Consider the following 15,696-nt stretch of genomic DNA (forward strand, 5'->3'; position numbering starts at 1 on the left):
GCCTGCTGGGCCTGCTGGGCCTGCTGGGCCTGCTGGGCCTGCTGGGCCGCGTCAGCGAACGGGATCCGCCGGATGCGGAGCCAGCAGCGGCAACTGCGAGGCCAGCCGCTCCTCGCAGAGCTCGACCAGCCTGTCGTACCCCGCCTTGCCCATCAGCTCGACCAGCTCCGGCCGGTACGAGACGTACACCGGGTCGCCCGCGCCGTGCGCCGAGGTCGCCGACGTGCACCACCAGTGCAGGTCGTGGCCGCCCGGACCCCAGCCGCGCCGGTCGTACTCACCGATCGACACCTGGAGCACGCGCGTGTCGTCGGGCCGGTCGATCCAGTCGTACGTCCGCCGCACCGGAAGCTGCCAGCACACGTCCGGCTTGGTCTCCAGCGGCTCCAGGCCCTCCTTCAGCGCCAGGATGTGCAGCGAGCAGCCGGCGCCGCCCGCGAACCCCGGCCGGTTCTGGAAGATGCAGGACCCCTGGTAGGGCCGGGTCTGCCGCGACCCCTCCTCGTCCTCGGAGGTCCAGCCCGACTCCGTGCCGATGTCGTGGTGCTGCCAGATGTCGGGCGTGAGCCGCGCCACGAATCCGGCGACGCGTTTCTCGTCGTCCTCGTCGGAGAAATGGGCGCCCAGCGTGCAGCAGCCGTCGTCCGCGCGGCCGGCCTGGATGCCCTGGCAGCCGCTTCCGAAGACGCAGTTCCAGCGGGAGGTCAGCCAGGTCAGATCGCAGCGGAAGACCTGCTCGTCGTCGGCCGGATCGGGGAACTCCACCCACGCGCGGGCGAAGTCGAGCCCCTTCTCGTCGCTCACCACCACCGTCTTCGGAGGTTTCGCGGATCTCGGGGACTTCACGGACTTCGTGGACTTCGCGGGGAGGGCTTCCGCTGCCGACTTGTCGGCCTTTGCCTTTTTCGTCTTTGGCACGCGTCCAGAGTAAGTCGCCGAGAGCCCCTTCCGGCACCGCTCCGGGGGCGGATGCGGGCGCGGCTGGCAGTAGCGTTCCGTCCATGAGACTCGGTGTCCTCGACGTGGGATCGAACACGGTGCATCTGCTGGTGGTGGATGCGCACCCCGGCGCGCGCCCCCTGCCCGCGCATTCGCACAAGGTCGAGCTGAGGCTCGCCCAGCTCCTCGACGACGCCGGAGCCATCGGCCCCAAGGGGGTCGACAAACTCGTCGCGGTGATCCAGGACGCGCTCCAGGCCGCCGAGGACAAGGGCGTCGTGGACCTGCTGCCGTTCGCCACCTCCGCCGTGCGCGAGGCCAGCAACGCCGACGACGTCCTCGCGCGCGTGCAGGCCGAAACGGGAGTCGAGCTCCAGGTCCTGTCCGGCTCCGAGGAGGCCCGGCTCACCTTCCTCGCGGCCCGCCGCTGGTTCGGCTGGTCGGCCGGCAAGCTCCTCGTCCTCGACATCGGCGGCGGCTCCCTGGAGATCGCCTACGGCATCGACGAGCAGCCCGACGCCGCCGTCTCCCTCCCCCTCGGCGCCGGCCGCCTGACCGCCGGCTGGCTCCCCGGCGACCCGCCCGACCCCGACGACATCAGGTCCCTGCGCCGCCATGTACGCGCCCAGATCGCCCGTACGGTGGGCGAGTTCAGCCGATTCGGCGCCCCGGACCACGTCGTCGCCACCTCGAAGACGTTCAAGCAGCTCGCCCGCCTGGCCGGGGCGGCCCGCTCCACGGAGGGTCTCTACGTCCAGCGCGAGCTGAAGCGCGAGTCCCTTCAGACGCTGGTCCCCGAACTCGCCTCCATGACGACAGCGGAACGCGCGGCCCTCCCCGGAGTCTCGGAGGGCCGGGCCAACCAGCTCGTCGCGGGCGCCCTGGTGGCCGAGGCCGCGATGGACCTCTTCGCCGTGAAAACCCTGGAGGTCTGCCCCTGGGCCCTCCGGGAGGGCGTGATCCTCCGCCGCCTCGACCACATGGGCACCCACATGGGCACGGAGTAGACAGCCTTCGGCACCTCTCGAAAGACCTGTGCTGCACGTACCTCGGGGGCGCGGGGAACTGCGCGACGAGCCACGCACGGCCCCGCACCCGCCCAACCACCGACCCCCGACGGCGAACGGCACCCCGGCGCCGGCCAACCTCACTGCCCCCGAGCCCAACTGCCGGGGGCACCCCGTACGCTGTCCCCGTGGCAGAACCAGTCGTACGCATCCCGGATGCGAAGGTCGCGCTGTCCACAGCCTCCGTGTACCCGGAGTCGACGGCGACGGCCTTCGAGATCGCCGCGCGTCTCGGCTACGACGGCGTCGAGGTCATGGTCTGGACGGACCCCGTCAGCCAGGACATCGAAGCGCTGCGCAGACTGAGCGACTACCACAGGATCCCCATCCTCGCCGTCCACGCCCCCTGCCTCCTCATCACCCAGCGCGTCTGGTCCACGGACCCCTGGACCAAGCTCCAGCGCGCCCAGGCGGCGGCGGAGAAGCTCGGCGCGACCACCGTCGTCGTACATCCGCCGTTCCGCTGGCAGCGCCAGTACGCGCGGGACTTCGTCACCGGCATCTGGCGCATGGCCGACGAGACGGACGTCCGGTTCGGCGTCGAGAACATGTACCCCTGGCGCTACCGCGACCGCGAGATGCTCGCGTACGCCCCCGACTGGGACGTCACGAAGGACGACTACCGGCACTTCACGATCGACCTCAGCCACACCGCGACGGCACGCAGCGACGCCATGGCGATGGTCGACCTCATGGGCGACCGCCTCGGCCACGTCCACCTCGCCGACGGCAACGGCTCCAACAAGGACGAGCACCTGGTCCCGGGTCGCGGTACGCAACCCTGCGCCGAGCTGCTCGAACGGCTCGCGGTCACCGGTTTCGACGGCCATGTCGTCATCGAGGTGAACACGCGCCGCGCGATGTCCGGCGCCGAGCGCGAGGCCGACCTCGCCGAGGCGCTCGCCTTCACCCGTCTCCACCTGGCCTCGGCCGTCAGAGCCGTCCCCGGCGGGGGACCGCGCCCGTGACCAGCGCCGCCCCCCGCCGCCGGGGACGCCCCTCCCGTACGGACACCGCGGACGCCCCCGCCGCCCGCGACCGCATCCTGACGGCGGCCCGCGAGGAGTTCGCCGAACGGGGTTACGACAAGACGTCCGTACGCGGCATCGCCAAGGCCGCGGGAGTGGACTCGGCCCTCGTCCACCACTACTTCGGCACCAAGGAACAGGTCTTCGAGGCGTCGATCGAGGTGGCCGCCGGCCCTCTCCTCAGCGCTCCCGGCTCGATCGCCGAGGGCCCGCTCGACGGCGTCGGCGAGCGCCTGGCCCGCTTCTTCTTCGGAGTCTGGGAGAACCCGGCCACCCGCAAGGCCCTCCTCGCGATCGTCCGCTCCGCCATGAACAACGAGGCAGCGGCCGGCGTATTCCGCCGCCTGATCTCCACCCAGCTCCTCCGCCGAGTGGCCGCGCAGCTGGACCTCCCGGACGCGGAACTCCGCGCCGAACTGGCGGCAGCCCAGCTGGTGGGCATCGCGATGCTGCGCTACGTGATCAAGGTCGAGCCCCTGGCTTCGGCGAACCCGGAGCTGATCATCGAAAGAGTGGCTCCCGCGATCCAGGCCCACCTGGCCGGCCCCGCCCGTTAGGGGCGCGGGGCCGACGCTCTCAGCGGGGGCGCGCACGAGCGTTCAGGGGCGCGGGGAACTGCGCGACAAGCCCCCACCGGGCCCGCACCCCACCACCGAGCTCCCGCTCCCGCACCCAAAACCCGAGACACCCATCCCGTATTCCGGACACCGCGTCTGCAACCGGAACGACCGGCGTACGCTCGACTTCAGTCATAACTCTCTGAAGTAGCGAGGCGAGCGAAGATGCCCGAGCTGAGGTCCCGCACAGTCACCCACGGCCGCAACATGGCGGGCGCCCGCGCCCTTATGCGCGCCTCCGGTGTACCGGGTGCCGACATCGGGCGGAAGCCGATCATCGCGGTCGCGAACAGCTTCACCGAGTTCGTGCCCGGCCACACCCACCTCCAGCCGGTCGGCCGTATCGTCAGCGAGGCCATCACCGCCGCCGGAGGCATCCCGCGCGAGTTCAACACGATCGCCGTCGACGACGGCATCGCGATGGGCCACGGCGGCATGCTGTACTCCCTCCCCTCCCGCGACCTCATCGCGGACTCGGTCGAGTACATGGTCGAGGCCCACTGCGCCGACGCCCTGATCTGCATCTCCAACTGCGACAAGATCACCCCGGGCATGCTGAACGCCGCACTGCGGCTCAACATCCCCACGGTCTTCGTCTCCGGCGGCCCGATGGAGTCCGGCCGGGCCACGCTGGTCGACGGCACGGTCCGCACGCTCGACCTGGTCGACGCGATCTCCGACGCCGTGAACGAGAAGATCTCGGACGAGGACATCCTCCGTATCGAGGAGAACGCCTGTCCGACCTGCGGTTCCTGTTCCGGCATGTTCACGGCCAACTCGATGAACTGCCTCGCGGAGGCCATCGGACTCGCCCTCCCCGGCAACGGCTCGGTCCTGGCCACGCACACGGCCCGCCGGGCGCTGTACGAGAACGCGGGCCGCACGGTGATGGACATCACCCGCCGCTACTACGAGCAGGACGACGAGACGGTCCTGCCCCGCAACGTCGCCACCTTCGCCGCCTTCCAGAACGCCATGGCCCTCGACATCGCGATGGGCGGCTCGACCAACACGATCCTGCACCTGCTGGCCGCCGCCCAGGAGGCGGGCGTCCCGTTCGACCTGGACGACATCAACGAGGTCTCGCGCCGGGTCCCGTGCCTGGCGAAGGTCGCGCCGAACGTCGCCAAGGACCGCACGTACTACATGGAGGACGTGCACCGGGCCGGCGGCATCCCCGCCCTCCTCGGCGAACTGCACCGCGCGGGCCTCCTCAACGAGGACGTGAACTCGGTTCACAGCTCGTCCCTCGCGGACTGGCTGAAGACCTGGGACGTGCGTGGCGGCTCCCCGTCGCCGGAGGCCCTGGAGCTGTGGCACGCGGCTCCCGGCTGCGTCCGCTCCGCCGAGGCCTTCTCCCAGTCGGAGCGCTGGGAGGCCCTGGACATGGACGCCGCCGGTGGCTGCATCCGCAGCGCCGAGCACGCGTACTCGAAGGACGGCGGCCTGGCGGTCCTCAAGGGCAACCTCGCCGTCGACGGCTGCGTCGTGAAGACGGCCGGTGTCGACGAGTCGATCTGGACCTTCGAGGGCCCCGCGGTCGTCTGCGAGTCGCAGGAGGAAGCCGTCGAGAAGATCCTCAACAAGCAGGTGAAGGACGGCGACGTCGTCGTCATCCGCTACGAGGGTCCCAAGGGCGGCCCCGGCATGCAGGAGATGCTCTACCCGACCTCGTTCCTCAAGGGCCGCGGCCTCGGCAAGACCTGCGCGCTGGTCACGGACGGCCGCTTCTCCGGCGGCACCTCGGGCCTCTCCATCGGCCACGCCTCCCCCGAGGCGGCCTCCGGCGGCACCATCGCCCTGGTGAAGGACGGCGACCGCATCCGCATCGACATCCCGCACCGCACGATCGAACTCCTCGTCCCGGACGACGAGTTGACGGCCCGCCGCGAGGCCCTGAACGGCGTCTACGCCCCCGTCTCCCGCGAGCGCAAGGTCTCGCAGGCCCTGCGCGCGTACGCGGCGATGGCGACGAGCGCCGACAAGGGCGCGGTCCGGGACGTGTCACTGCTGGGCTGACCCCTCCCACATCCGCGTCATGACGAAGGGCCGCTCCTCAGGAGCGGCCCTTCGTCATGATCTTCCCGTACGTGCTTCAGACGTCGTACGAGTCCGGGGCGCCCCGGGTCACGGTCACCAGCCGGCCGGGTCGGTCGCGTCCACGGCGAAGACGGAACCGTCGGGAGCGCTCGCGTAGACGCGTCCGCCGGCGGCGACGGGGGCGGGCAGCGAGGCCTCGATCGTGTCCGCGGCCGGGGCGAGCCGCGGCGACGTCTGGCCCGCGATCGTCCCCGTGCGGGCGTCCACCGCGAGCAGGCGTCCGTCGGCGGCGGTGAAGTACACGTACCGCCCGTCGATGGTCGGCGCCGAACCGAGACTCACGGACGTCTCCAGCCGCCACAGCTGCTTCCCCGCCTTCAGGTCCACGGCGATCAGCGCACCCCCGGCGGCCAGCAGATAGACGGTGTTCCCGCGCACGACACCGTGTGCCCGCTGGAGCGGGACGCTCACCTCGACCTTGCGCGAGGCCCCGGTCGCCGGGTCGTAGTCGACGACGGCGACCGTGTCCCCGTACACGCTGTCGATGGCGGCGAAGAAGACGGAGGCGCCCGCGTCGGTGGTGCCGATGGGCTTCAGCTGCCCGTTCAGCTTCTCCTGCCAGCGCACGTCACCGGTGCCGGGGTCCAGCGCGGCGACTCGCGTACTGCCGCCGTCCTCGGCCGTGCTCGTGGCGTACGCGAGTCGGTCGCCGGCGAAGGAGAACAGCCGCGGGCCGCTCAGCCCGGCGATCCGCCGGTTCCACTTGCTGTCGCCGGACGCGCTGTCGACGCCGGTGACCTTGCCGTCGGCGCCGGTGAGGAGGGTCATGCCGCCGGCGTATCCGAGGCCGACACGGCCTGGCACGGTCTCCTGCCAGCGGGTTCGGCCCGTCTCCGGATCGAGCGCCTCCAGGCGGGTGCCCTCGTCCAGCGGGGGGTGCACGAGCCCGCCCGACAGGACCGGCGGGCGGCTCGGAATGAGGCCGGCGTCGATCGGGTGCCGCCACAGGACGGTGCCGTCGGCGGGGTCGATGGCGGAGACGAGCCCCTTCTGGGCGCAGAACAACTTCCCGTCACCGTACGAGCATTGGGGCATACCGGCGTTGCCGCCGGTGGCCGGCCGGATCGCCCAGGCCCGGAATCCGGCGGCGGCGGCCGTCGTACCGGTACCGGAACTGCTGCCCGAGGAACCGTCCGTGGGCTCGGCGACCGGATCACCGCCGAACACCTGCACCGAGGTGAGGACACACCCGGCGGCGAGGACGAGGGAGCCCGCGGCGAGGAGAACGTGCTTGCGCAGTCGCCGCCGACCCGAACGCTCGGCTGCTGCGGGGGAGTTGGAGGAAGGGGGAACGGATTTGGAGGAGTCGGGAGCAGCCGAGGGAGCGGGGGAGCGGCCCCTGCGCCGCTCCTCGGGCACGAACGCCTGGGTGTCGTAGGAGGCGGCGACCGACCTGAGCTCCCGCATCAGTTCATCCGGAGTGGGCCGGTCCTCGGGCTCCTTGGCGAGACAACCCAGCACCAGATGGGCGAGGTTCTCCGGCACACCGGTCAAGTCGGGTTCGTCGTGCACCACTTGGTAGGCGACGACGTACGGACTGTCGGAGTCGAACGGCCCGCGTCCGGTCGACGCGTGCACCATCACCGACCCCAGGGCGAAGATGTCGGCGGCGGGACCCACCTCGCGGGGCCGTCGGAACTGCTCGGGCGCCATGAACGGAGGCGTGCCGATCAACTTGCCGGTCTCGGTGCGCAGTTCGCTGTCCTTCGGCCGAGAAATGCCGAAGTCGATGACCTTCGGACCGTCCTCGGCGAGCAGTACGTTGCTCGGTTTCAGGTCCCGGTGGACGACCCCGACCCGGTGGATGTCCCGCAGCGCCTCGGCGAGCCCGGCCATCAGCCGCCGCAACTGCCCGGGGTTCATGGACCCGTTCCGCTTGACCTCCTCGGCAAGGGTCGGCCCGGGAATGAACAGGGTGGCCATCCAAGGCCGTTCGGCATCGGGGTCGGCGTCGACGACGGGCGCGGTGAAGGCGCCGCTGACGCGCCGGGCGGCGGCGATCTCCTGCCGGAACCGCCCCCTGAACTCGGGGTCCTTGGCGAACTCCCCGTGTACGACCTTGACGGCGAGCTTCATCCCGGAGGTGCTCCGGGCCAGGTGCACCACGCCCATGCCGCCGGAACCCAGCCGTGACTCCAGACGGTACTGACCGGCGTACTCCGGGAATTCCGCTTCCGCGCCGGTTCCGGAGTTCCGCTGTGGCGTCATGGACTCACCCCCGTGCTGTTCGGCCGCGCGCGCGACCCATCGAGCCTAGTCGATGAGTGCTACGGGACAGAGGCGGCTTGCTGACGTCGGTGTACGAGTTCCGTACATGTGTTTCATGGCGTGTTTTAGGGGTATCACCCGGACCCCATGGGAGTCATGGGGTCCAACGGGGGAGGGTTTTTCATGTCCACAGAGCACGAGGAGAGAACGGCCGACAAGGCCACGGACCTGACGCTGACCACCGCGGCAGCCGCGACCGCGTCGGCGGCGACAACGTCCGTCCGCTACTACTCGGTCGCCCCGGGGTACCGCCTCAACGTCCGCAGCGGCCCCGGCACCGGCTACACGATCGTCCGCGTGCTGGCGGAGGGCGCCAAGGTCCCGATCTACTGCCAGCGCCCCGGTGAGGCGATCGCCGGTCCGTACGGTACGTCGAACATCTGGGACAACATCGACAACGGCGAGTACGTCTCGGACGCGTACGTCCTGACGGGGAGCGACGGCTACGTGGCGGCCCACTGCTCCTGACCCGCGCGACGCACCCGGGCATCGGTACCACCGGCATTCGGTGCCGATGCCCGGCTGGCGATAATCGAGTGGTGAGCGACAAGACCAGAAAGACAGGCGCGACGGACGGCCCCCGCCCGGAACCCCGCCCCGAGCCCATCCGCTTCTTCGGCACGACCTGGGTGGACCACGACGCCGGCTACACGGCCCGCCGGGCCGGAGTGGCCGCGGGTTCACTGGCGGCGACGCTGGCATCCTGCCTGATCCTGGGCTTCGCCTACGAGGGTCTGCGGATCGCGGAGGTCGGAGGCGTGGTGACTCTCCTGGTCCTGGCCATGTTCGCGGTGTGCAGCGCGCTGGCGTTCGGCCACACCTGGGGCGCCTTCACCAACCGCCCGGACCCGGCACGCCAGGCCTCTCTCCGGGGCCTCCTGGCGATCGGCTTTGTGGGCTCCCTGGCCGCCTACTTCCTCCGCTCACTGAAGGAGGCCCCCGGCGAATCCCTCCACCGCCAGGAATACGAGGCGTCCCGCGACCAGCACGCCCGCCGCACAACCCGCCGCACAGGAAACCCGGCGAGGCGGCGAAAGCCGTAGGGGCAGGGGCATGGGCATGGCCGACCGACACCGTTCAGCGTGTCGGGGGTCCCTCTCCGGGCCCGGCACCCCACCCGCTCCCCCCAACTCTTCCCCAAACCCCCTCCCCCCACCAACACCCCCCGCCACCATGTCCACATGACGGCCTCAGCCCAACCGCCCACCCAACCCCCCACGCCCTCCCGAACCACCCACTCGCGAGCCACCTCCTTCAACACAGCCGCAGCCCAGTACGCCCAGAACCGTCCCTCCTATCCGCCCGCCCTCCTCGACGCCGTAGAACACCTGGCCGCCCACCCCCTCCCCGGCTCGCGCGTCGCGGACGTCGGCGCCGGCACCGGCATATCCACCGCCCTCCTCCACGCCCGCGGCGCCCACGTGATCGCCGTGGAACCCGGCGACGGCATGGCGGCCCAGTTCCGCCGCACCCTCCCCGACGTGCCGATCGTCCGAGGCGACGGCAACGCCCTCCCCCTGGCCGACGCCTCCGTCGACTTCCTCACCTACGCCCAGTCCTGGCACTGGACCGACCCGGACCACGCCGTCCCGGAGGCCCTCCGCGTCCTGCGCCCGGGCGGCGCACTCGCCCTGTGGTGGAACACGTACGCCCTGGACACCCCCTGGATCGCCGCCCAGGCGAACCGCATCCAGTACTTCTTCGGCGTCGACGTGGCCGTGGAGCAGAACAACGCCTCCCACCGCGCGGTCGATCCCTCGGGACGCCTCGACTTCACCCGCCGCCGACTCCGCTGGAGCCGCCGCGTCCCGATCGACACCCACCTGGCCAACATCGGCAGCCATTCCGTCTTCCTGGTCCACGACAAGGAGGCCGCCGCAGCCTTCCTGGCCGATGAACGCAACCTCCTCCTCAAGCTCTTCCCGGCCGGAACACTGGAGGAGACCTACGAGGTGGACCTGCTGGTGGCCAGATCCCCGGCCGCCCCCGCCCGCACCCCCTCCACTCATTGACCACGTACTCCCACCACCTCGTGCCCCCGCGCGGCGGCCCACCCCGCAAGGGCCGCCGCACACGCGTGATCCACATGCCGAAGCCCACCCAACTCCAGCCGCACCAAACGCCCTTGAGGCAACGCCACCGGGGCACTCGGACCACCCGGCGTGTCCCTCACGCCCAGGGCAGCGACGGCATCCAGGGCGTCCAGGGCATCCAGGTGATCCAGCAACTCGGGCAACCGCAGGAACGTCGTATGCCCGACAACCCTCACCACCACGCACCCGTCACCCCCCTCGCCGACCTCCACCCGCACATGACTGACATCCCAGGCGGTCTTCCCCACGGCCACCGCGAGCCCGACCACCACCCCCTCGAACAAGCCCGCCACAGCGATGGCACCGGCCGTCACCACAAGCACCACCAGCTCCCCCCGATGCTCCCGCCACAGCACCCCCACCTCCCGCACGGGCACGAGCCCGCACCCGAGATGCACCAGCAGCCCGGCCAGAGCGGCCACCGGAACCGCCCCGAGCACCCCGAGCGCCCCGGGCACGACGGCCACGAAGACGAGCAGCCACACCCCATGCAGCACCCGTGACACCTTCGTACGTGCCCCCGCCCGCACGTTCACGGCACTCCGTACGACCACCGCGGCCATCGGCAACGCCCCGAGCGCCCCGCACACCGCGTTCCCGATCCCCTGCGCCATCAACTCCCGGTCGTAGTCGGTCCGCGCCTCCCGATGCAGCCGGTCGACGGCCGCCGCACCGAACAGCGACTGCGCGGACGCGATCAGGGCGAGGGCGACGACCGTCCCGATCACCCCCACTTCCGTGAGCCGCCCGAAATCCGCCGCCTCCGGCACCCGTACGGCGGCCGGCAGCCCGCGAACCTCCACCCGTCGCACGTCCAGGTCGAACACCCAGGTCACTCCCGCGGCCAGTGTCACCGCCACCAACGGCCCGGGCGCCAGCCGAGCCCCCCACGCCCAGCGCCGCCACAGCAGGAGTACGGCGACGGTGGCGCCGCCGATGCCGAACGCCAGGGGATCCGCGTCCCCGGGGAGCGAGACCAGCCCGCCCACCGCCCCGAGCGCACTCGCCGGCGCGCTCACGTCGCCCATGGCGTACACCTGCCCGGCGACCAGCACGATCCCGATCCCGGCGAGCATCCCCTGGACGACCGCCACGGACACGGCCCGGAACCACCGCCCGAGCCGCAGCGCCCCCAGCCCGAGCTGGACCGCACCGGCCGCGAACACGAGCACACCGAGCACCTCAGGTCCGTACGCCCGCACGGCCTCGTACACGAGCACGGTGAGCCCCGCCGCCGGCCCGCTCACCTGAAGGCTGCTCCCGGGCAGCAGTCCGGCGACGAGGCCACCGACGATCCCGGTGACCAGCCCCAGCTCGGCAGGCACACCGGAGGCGACGGCGACACCCACACACAGGGGCAGCGCGGCGAGGAAGACGACGAGAGAGGCGAGCAGATCGGCCTTGCGGACGCCAAAGCGCACGACGAATGCACCTCCGACAGCGAACGGAAGCAGGGCAGAGCGAATGAAACCCATTGTCGACAGGGGCGGACAGCCTCAGCACCCCCTTCTCCGGCCCCCCAAAGGAAAACCGGAGTCATAGGAAGCCCCCGGAGTCACCCGAACCGGACCGCCCCCCTCCGATCACTCCACCACGCGCCTGCGCCCCCGCCCCGAGCCCTCCCGACCCGAACTCGACGCGCCACACGCGCCATACGCGCTCAACGGACTTGACGCCCCCACGGACCGGGAGCATTATTCATCGCATGATGAATTACAGCGCTCCTCCTCCCGGAAGGACAGCCCCAGCCGTCCGGGCCGAGGCCCTCACCGTCGTACGAGGCACCCGCGAAGTCCTGCGCGGCCTCGACTTCACCGTCCCGCGCGGCCAGATCACCGGCCTGCTCGGCCCCTCGGGCTGCGGCAAGTCGACCCTCATGCGGGCGGTCGTCGGCACCCAGGCCAAGGTCACCGGCACCCTGGAAGTCCTGGGCCACCCCGCCGGTCAAGCCGTCCTCCGCACCCGCATCGGCTACGTGACCCAGGCCCCCTCGGTCTACGACGACCTGACGGTCCGCCAGAACCTGGCCTACTTCGCCGCGATCCTCGACCCCGGCCGCGCAGCCGCCGACCGCCGCCACGAGAACGTCACCCGGGCCATCGACGACGTGGACCTCACCACCCACGCCGACGCCCTCGCGGGCAACCTCTCCGGCGGCCAGCGCAGCCGGGTCTCCCTCGCGGTGGCCCTCCTCGGCGCCCCCGAGCTGCTGGTCCTGGACGAACCGACGGTGGGCCTGGACCCCGTCCTCCGCCGCGACCTGTGGGCGCTCTTCCACACCATCGCGGCCACCCGAGGAGCGACGCTCCTCATCTCCTCCCACGTCATGGACGAGGCCGAACGCTGCCACCGCCTCCTCCTCATGCGCGACGGCGAACTCCTCGCCGACGACACCCCGGACGCCCTCCGCACCCGCACGTCGACGGAGACGGTGGAAGCGGCGTTCCTGCACCTGGTGGACGAAGCGAAGAAGTCGACGACGAAGAAGGAGCAGACCCAGTGACCACCGCGCCCCTCACCCCTACCCCCACGCCAGCCTCCAGCCTCGCCCCCACCCCCACCTCGGCCCTGAACGCCTCCCGAACCACGGCCACCGCGATCCGGGTCCTGGCACAGCTCCGGCACGACCCACGCACCATCGCGATGCTGATCGTGCTCCCGAGCCTGCTCCTGTTCCTGCTCCGCTACGTCTTCGACGGCAGCGCACGCACCTTCGACGGCATCGGCGCATCGCTCCTCGGGATCTTCCCGCTCATCACGATGTTCCTGGTGACCTCGATCGCCACCCTGCGCGAGCGCACCTCGGGCACGCTGGAGCGCCTCCTCGCCATGCCCCTGGGCAAGGGCGACCTCATCGCCGGCTACGCCCTGGCCTTCGGAATCCTCGCCATCGTCCAGTCGGCCCTGGCCACCGGCCTGGCGGTCTGGTTCCTGGGCCTGGACGTGACGGGCTCCCCCTGGCTGCTCCTCCTGGTGGCCCTGCTGGACGCCCTGCTGGGCACCGCTCTCGGCCTCTTCGTCTCGGCCTTCGCATCCTCGGAATTCCAGGCGGTCCAGTTCATGCCGGCGGTGATCTTCCCCCAGCTCCTCCTCTGCGGCCTCTTCACTCCCCGCTCCAACATGCACCCGGTCCTGGAAGCGATCTCCGACGTCCTCCCCATGTCCTACGCGGTGGACGCCATGAACGAGGTCCTCACCCACCCGGACATCACAGCCACCTTCGTACGAGCCACCCTGATCGTCTCGGCCTGCGCCCTGCTCGTCCTGACCCTGGGCGCGGCGACCCTCCGCCGCCGAACCCGGTGAGCGACTCCGCAGCCCTCACGTACGGGACGGGACATCCCGCCCACCGGACACCCCGCCCGCCCACCCGCCCCCGATGCGAGGATGACCCCGGACGACGCAACCCCCGGAGGGCACCGCAACCATGACCCAGAAAGTCGCAGTCCTCGGCACCGGCAAGATCGGCGAAGCCCTGCTCAGCGGAATGATCCGAGCCGGCTGGGCCCCCGCCGACCTGCTGGTCACCGCCCGCCGCCCGGAACGGGCCGAAGAACTCCGCACCCGCTACGGAGTGACCCCGGTCACCAACCCCGAGGCGGCGAAGACCGCCGACACCCTGATCCTCACGGTCAAACCGCAGGACATGGGCACCCTCCTCGACGAACTCGCCCCCCACGTCCCCGCCGACCGCCTGGTCGTCAGCGGAGCCGCAGGCATCACCACCACCTCCATCGAGGCCCGCCTCGCCACCGGCACCCCCGTCGTCCGCGTCATGACGAACACCCCGGCACTCGTCGACGAGGCCATGTCGGTCATCTCCGCCGGCAGCCACGCCACCGCCGACCACCTCGCCCACACCGAGGAGATCTTCGGCGCCGTCGGCAAGACACTCCGCGTCCCCGAGTCCCAGCAGGACGCCTGCACCGCGCTCTCCGGCTCCGGCCCGGCGTACTTCTTCTATCTCGTCGAGGCCATGACGGACGCCGGCATCCTGCTCGGCCTGCCCCGCGACAAGGCCCACGACCTGATCGTCCAGTCCGCGATCGGCGCCGCGGTGATGCTCCGCGACAGCGGCGAACACCCGGTGAAGCTCCGCGAGAACGTCACGTCCCCCGCGGGCACCACCATCAGCGCCATCCGCGAACTCGAGAACCACGGCGTACGAGCAGCCCTCATCGCCGCCCTCGAAGCCGCCCGCGACCGAAGCCGAGCCCTGGCCGCAGGCAACAACTGAGACCGGCCGCCACCGCGCCTACCGCCCCATGCCCACCACGGCCTCGGACTCGCTTGCGGACACGCCCACGGCCTCCACCTCGGAGGCCGCGGGCAGCAGCCCGATCGCGCGACAGGCGGCGTCAACGGTCGGCCGGGCCATCGCCCGTGCCCTCTCCGCCCCGTCCCGCAGCACCCCCTCCACGAACGCGGGATCCGCGCACAACTCCCGGTGCCGATCCCGCAGGGGTCTGAGAGCCTCGACCACGGCCTCCGCGACGTCCTTCTTCAATTCCCCGTAGGACTGATACACACCACCCAGTTCCGACGGTTCCCCATCCGTGCAGGCCGCCAGGATCTCCAGCAGATTCGCGACCCCCGGCCGCCCCTCCGGGTCGTACTCGACGTCCCGCCCGCTGTCGGTCACGGCCCGCATGACCTTCCTCCGCACCACGTCGGGCTCATCGAGCAGATAGACGATCCCCGGCCCGACGTCCTCGCTCTTCCCCATCTTCGACGTCGGCTCCTGAAGATTCATGACCCGCGCTCCCACCGCCTGCCGTGTGGCCCGCGGCACCACGAACGTATGCCCGTACCGCTGGTTGAACCGCACCGCCAGATCCCGGGTCAGCTCGACATGCTGCGTCTGATCGTCCCCGACGGGCACCTCATCGGCCCCGTACGCCAGGATGTCCGCCGCCATCAGCACGGGATACGTCAGCAACGACAGCCGCACACTCCCACCCCGCGCCCGCTCCCGTGCCGCCTTCTCCCGGTACTGGATCATCCGCCGCATCTCCCCATCAGAGGCGACGCACTCCAGCACGTACGACAGCCGCGTGTGCTCGTCCACATGACTCTGCACGAAGACGGTGCACAGCTCCGGATCGAGCCCCGACGCCAGCAGCAGGGTGGCCGCCTGCCGGCTCAGCCGCCGCACGCGCGCGGGATCATGATCAACGGTCAGCGCGTGCAGATCGACGATGCAGAACAGGGAGTCAGCCCGGTGCTGGTCCACCGCGGCCCACCGCCGCATGGCCCCCAGGTAGTTCCCCAGCGTCAGATGCCCGGTCGGCTTGATCCCACTGAAGACCCGCGTCATCTCTTCTCCACCTCCTGGTCGAGACCACCGCACCCGGCCGGCCGACCCTCAGGAGAGAGAAACAAGAACGGCCGCCGAGGCGGCGGCCGTTGAGTACATACGTGTGTACGGCCGCCGTCAGGCGGCCCACCACTGCTGGGTGCACGTATGCGTAGTCACGTCCACGAGAGTACGCCGCCGGACCCCCCTCCGACACCGAGTTGACACGCCTCAGGCCCCTACGTAGTGTTCTCCGAGTTGTTCGACGTGAGTGCCGACCCCGGTCGG

14 protein-coding genes are annotated in these 15,696 nt (G+C 71.0%); 10 read left to right on the forward strand and 4 right to left on the reverse strand.

Annotated elements, in window-relative coordinates:
* Positions 1 to 51: 51 nt before the first annotated feature.
* Positions 52 to 846, reverse strand: a complete 795-nt coding sequence (locus tag OG595_RS24545) for a hypothetical protein (RefSeq protein ID WP_329283157.1) — start codon at positions 844 to 846, stop codon at positions 52 to 54.
* A 155-nt stretch (positions 847 to 1,001) separates the two neighbouring features.
* Here OG595_RS24545 and OG595_RS24550 point away from each other — a divergent pair, with 155 nt between their 5' ends.
* From OG595_RS24550 to ilvD, 4 genes are all read left to right on the forward strand, one after another.
* Positions 1,002 to 1,946: a Ppx/GppA phosphatase family protein gene (locus OG595_RS24550; protein WP_329275447.1), complete on the forward strand. Its 945-nt coding sequence runs from the start codon at positions 1,002 to 1,004 to the stop codon at positions 1,944 to 1,946.
* A gap of 188 nt (positions 1,947 to 2,134) precedes the next feature.
* Positions 2,135 to 2,974, forward strand: coding sequence for a sugar phosphate isomerase/epimerase family protein (locus OG595_RS24555; RefSeq protein WP_329275449.1), 840 nt, complete (start codon positions 2,135 to 2,137; stop codon positions 2,972 to 2,974).
* Complete coding sequence (locus tag OG595_RS24560; RefSeq protein ID WP_329275451.1) at positions 2,971 to 3,591, forward strand: TetR/AcrR family transcriptional regulator; 621 nt, start codon at positions 2,971 to 2,973, stop codon at positions 3,589 to 3,591. The genes OG595_RS24555 and OG595_RS24560 overlap by 4 nt, the downstream gene beginning before the upstream one ends.
* Before the next feature lie 225 nt (positions 3,592 to 3,816).
* A complete protein-coding gene (gene ilvD / locus OG595_RS24565; protein ID WP_329275454.1) occupies positions 3,817 to 5,670 on the forward strand; it encodes a dihydroxy-acid dehydratase in 1,854 nt (617 codons plus the stop codon).
* A 114-nt stretch (positions 5,671 to 5,784) separates the two neighbouring features.
* Here ilvD and OG595_RS24570 read toward each other — a convergent pair whose 3' ends face one another.
* Positions 5,785 to 7,959, reverse strand: coding sequence for a serine/threonine-protein kinase (locus tag OG595_RS24570; RefSeq protein ID WP_329275456.1), 2,175 nt, complete (start codon positions 7,957 to 7,959; stop codon positions 5,785 to 5,787).
* A gap of 183 nt (positions 7,960 to 8,142) precedes the next feature.
* On the opposite strand from OG595_RS24570, the gene OG595_RS24575 reads away from it, so the two are divergent.
* The 3 genes from OG595_RS24575 (at position 8,143) to OG595_RS24585 (ending at position 10,031) form a co-directional block, all read left to right on the forward strand.
* Positions 8,143 to 8,487: an SH3 domain-containing protein gene (locus tag OG595_RS24575; protein ID WP_329275458.1), complete on the forward strand. Its 345-nt coding sequence runs from the start codon at positions 8,143 to 8,145 to the stop codon at positions 8,485 to 8,487.
* A 71-nt stretch (positions 8,488 to 8,558) separates the two neighbouring features.
* Positions 8,559 to 9,062, forward strand: coding sequence for an EamA/RhaT family transporter (locus tag OG595_RS24580; protein ID WP_329275461.1), 504 nt, complete (start codon positions 8,559 to 8,561; stop codon positions 9,060 to 9,062).
* A gap of 138 nt (positions 9,063 to 9,200) precedes the next feature.
* Positions 9,201 to 10,031 (forward strand): class I SAM-dependent methyltransferase, encoded by an 831-nt coding sequence (locus tag OG595_RS24585; RefSeq protein ID WP_329275463.1) that lies wholly within the window; start codon positions 9,201 to 9,203, stop codon positions 10,029 to 10,031.
* On the opposite strand, the gene OG595_RS24590 is transcribed toward OG595_RS24585, so the two are convergent.
* Complete coding sequence (locus tag OG595_RS24590) at positions 10,025 to 11,587, reverse strand: SulP family inorganic anion transporter (RefSeq protein ID WP_443073132.1); 1,563 nt, start codon at positions 11,585 to 11,587, stop codon at positions 10,025 to 10,027. The two genes, OG595_RS24585 and OG595_RS24590, sit on opposite strands and share 7 nt — an antisense overlap.
* Positions 11,588 to 11,817: 230 nt before the next feature.
* On the opposite strand from OG595_RS24590, the gene OG595_RS24595 reads away from it, so the two are divergent.
* The 3 genes from OG595_RS24595 to proC all read left to right on the forward strand — a co-directional run bounded on the left by OG595_RS24595 (position 11,818) and on the right by proC (position 14,349).
* The gene (locus OG595_RS24595; protein WP_329275469.1) at positions 11,818 to 12,615 is read left to right on the forward strand and encodes an ABC transporter ATP-binding protein; all 798 of its coding nucleotides are present in this window, start codon (positions 11,818 to 11,820) and stop codon (positions 12,613 to 12,615) included.
* Positions 12,612 to 13,418, forward strand: coding sequence for an ABC transporter permease (locus OG595_RS24600; RefSeq protein WP_329275472.1), 807 nt, complete (start codon positions 12,612 to 12,614; stop codon positions 13,416 to 13,418). Before OG595_RS24595 ends, OG595_RS24600 begins: the two co-directional genes overlap by 4 nt.
* A gap of 121 nt (positions 13,419 to 13,539) precedes the next feature.
* Positions 13,540 to 14,349 (forward strand): pyrroline-5-carboxylate reductase, encoded by an 810-nt coding sequence (gene proC / locus OG595_RS24605; RefSeq protein WP_329275474.1) that lies wholly within the window; start codon positions 13,540 to 13,542, stop codon positions 14,347 to 14,349.
* A gap of 18 nt (positions 14,350 to 14,367) precedes the next feature.
* Here the strand turns inward: proC and trpS are convergent, their stop codons facing one another.
* Positions 14,368 to 15,429, reverse strand: coding sequence for a tryptophan--tRNA ligase (gene trpS / locus OG595_RS24610; RefSeq protein WP_329275476.1), 1,062 nt, complete (start codon positions 15,427 to 15,429; stop codon positions 14,368 to 14,370).
* Positions 15,430 to 15,696: the final 267 nt, after the last annotated feature.

The organism is Streptomyces sp. NBC_01451 (genome assembly GCF_036227485.1).
GTDB lineage: Bacteria > Actinomycetota > Actinomycetes > Streptomycetales > Streptomycetaceae > Streptomyces.

Bases quoted from the DNA above. Each gene is read 5' to 3' on its own strand.
- OG595_RS24550 (WP_329275447.1), top strand. From the start codon at position 1,002: ATGAGACTCGGTGTCCTCGACGTGGGATCGAACACGGTGCATCTGCTG.
- OG595_RS24590 (WP_443073132.1), bottom strand. From the start codon at position 11,587: ATGGGTTTCATTCGCTCTGCCCTGCTTCCGTTCGCTGTCGGAGGTGCA.
- OG595_RS24595 (WP_329275469.1), top strand. From the start codon at position 11,818: ATGATGAATTACAGCGCTCCTCCTCCCGGAAGGACAGCCCCAGCCGTC.
- trpS (WP_329275476.1), bottom strand. From the start codon at position 15,429: ATGACGCGGGTCTTCAGTGGGATCAAGCCGACCGGGCATCTGACGCTG.
- OG595_RS24585 (WP_329275463.1), top strand. From the start codon at position 9,201: ATGACGGCCTCAGCCCAACCGCCCACCCAACCCCCCACGCCCTCCCGA.
- ilvD (WP_329275454.1), top strand. From the start codon at position 3,817: ATGCCCGAGCTGAGGTCCCGCACAGTCACCCACGGCCGCAACATGGCG.
- proC (WP_329275474.1), top strand. From the start codon at position 13,540: ATGACCCAGAAAGTCGCAGTCCTCGGCACCGGCAAGATCGGCGAAGCC.
- OG595_RS24570 (WP_329275456.1), bottom strand. From the start codon at position 7,959: ATGACGCCACAGCGGAACTCCGGAACCGGCGCGGAAGCGGAATTCCCG.
- OG595_RS24575 (WP_329275458.1), top strand. From the start codon at position 8,143: ATGTCCACAGAGCACGAGGAGAGAACGGCCGACAAGGCCACGGACCTG.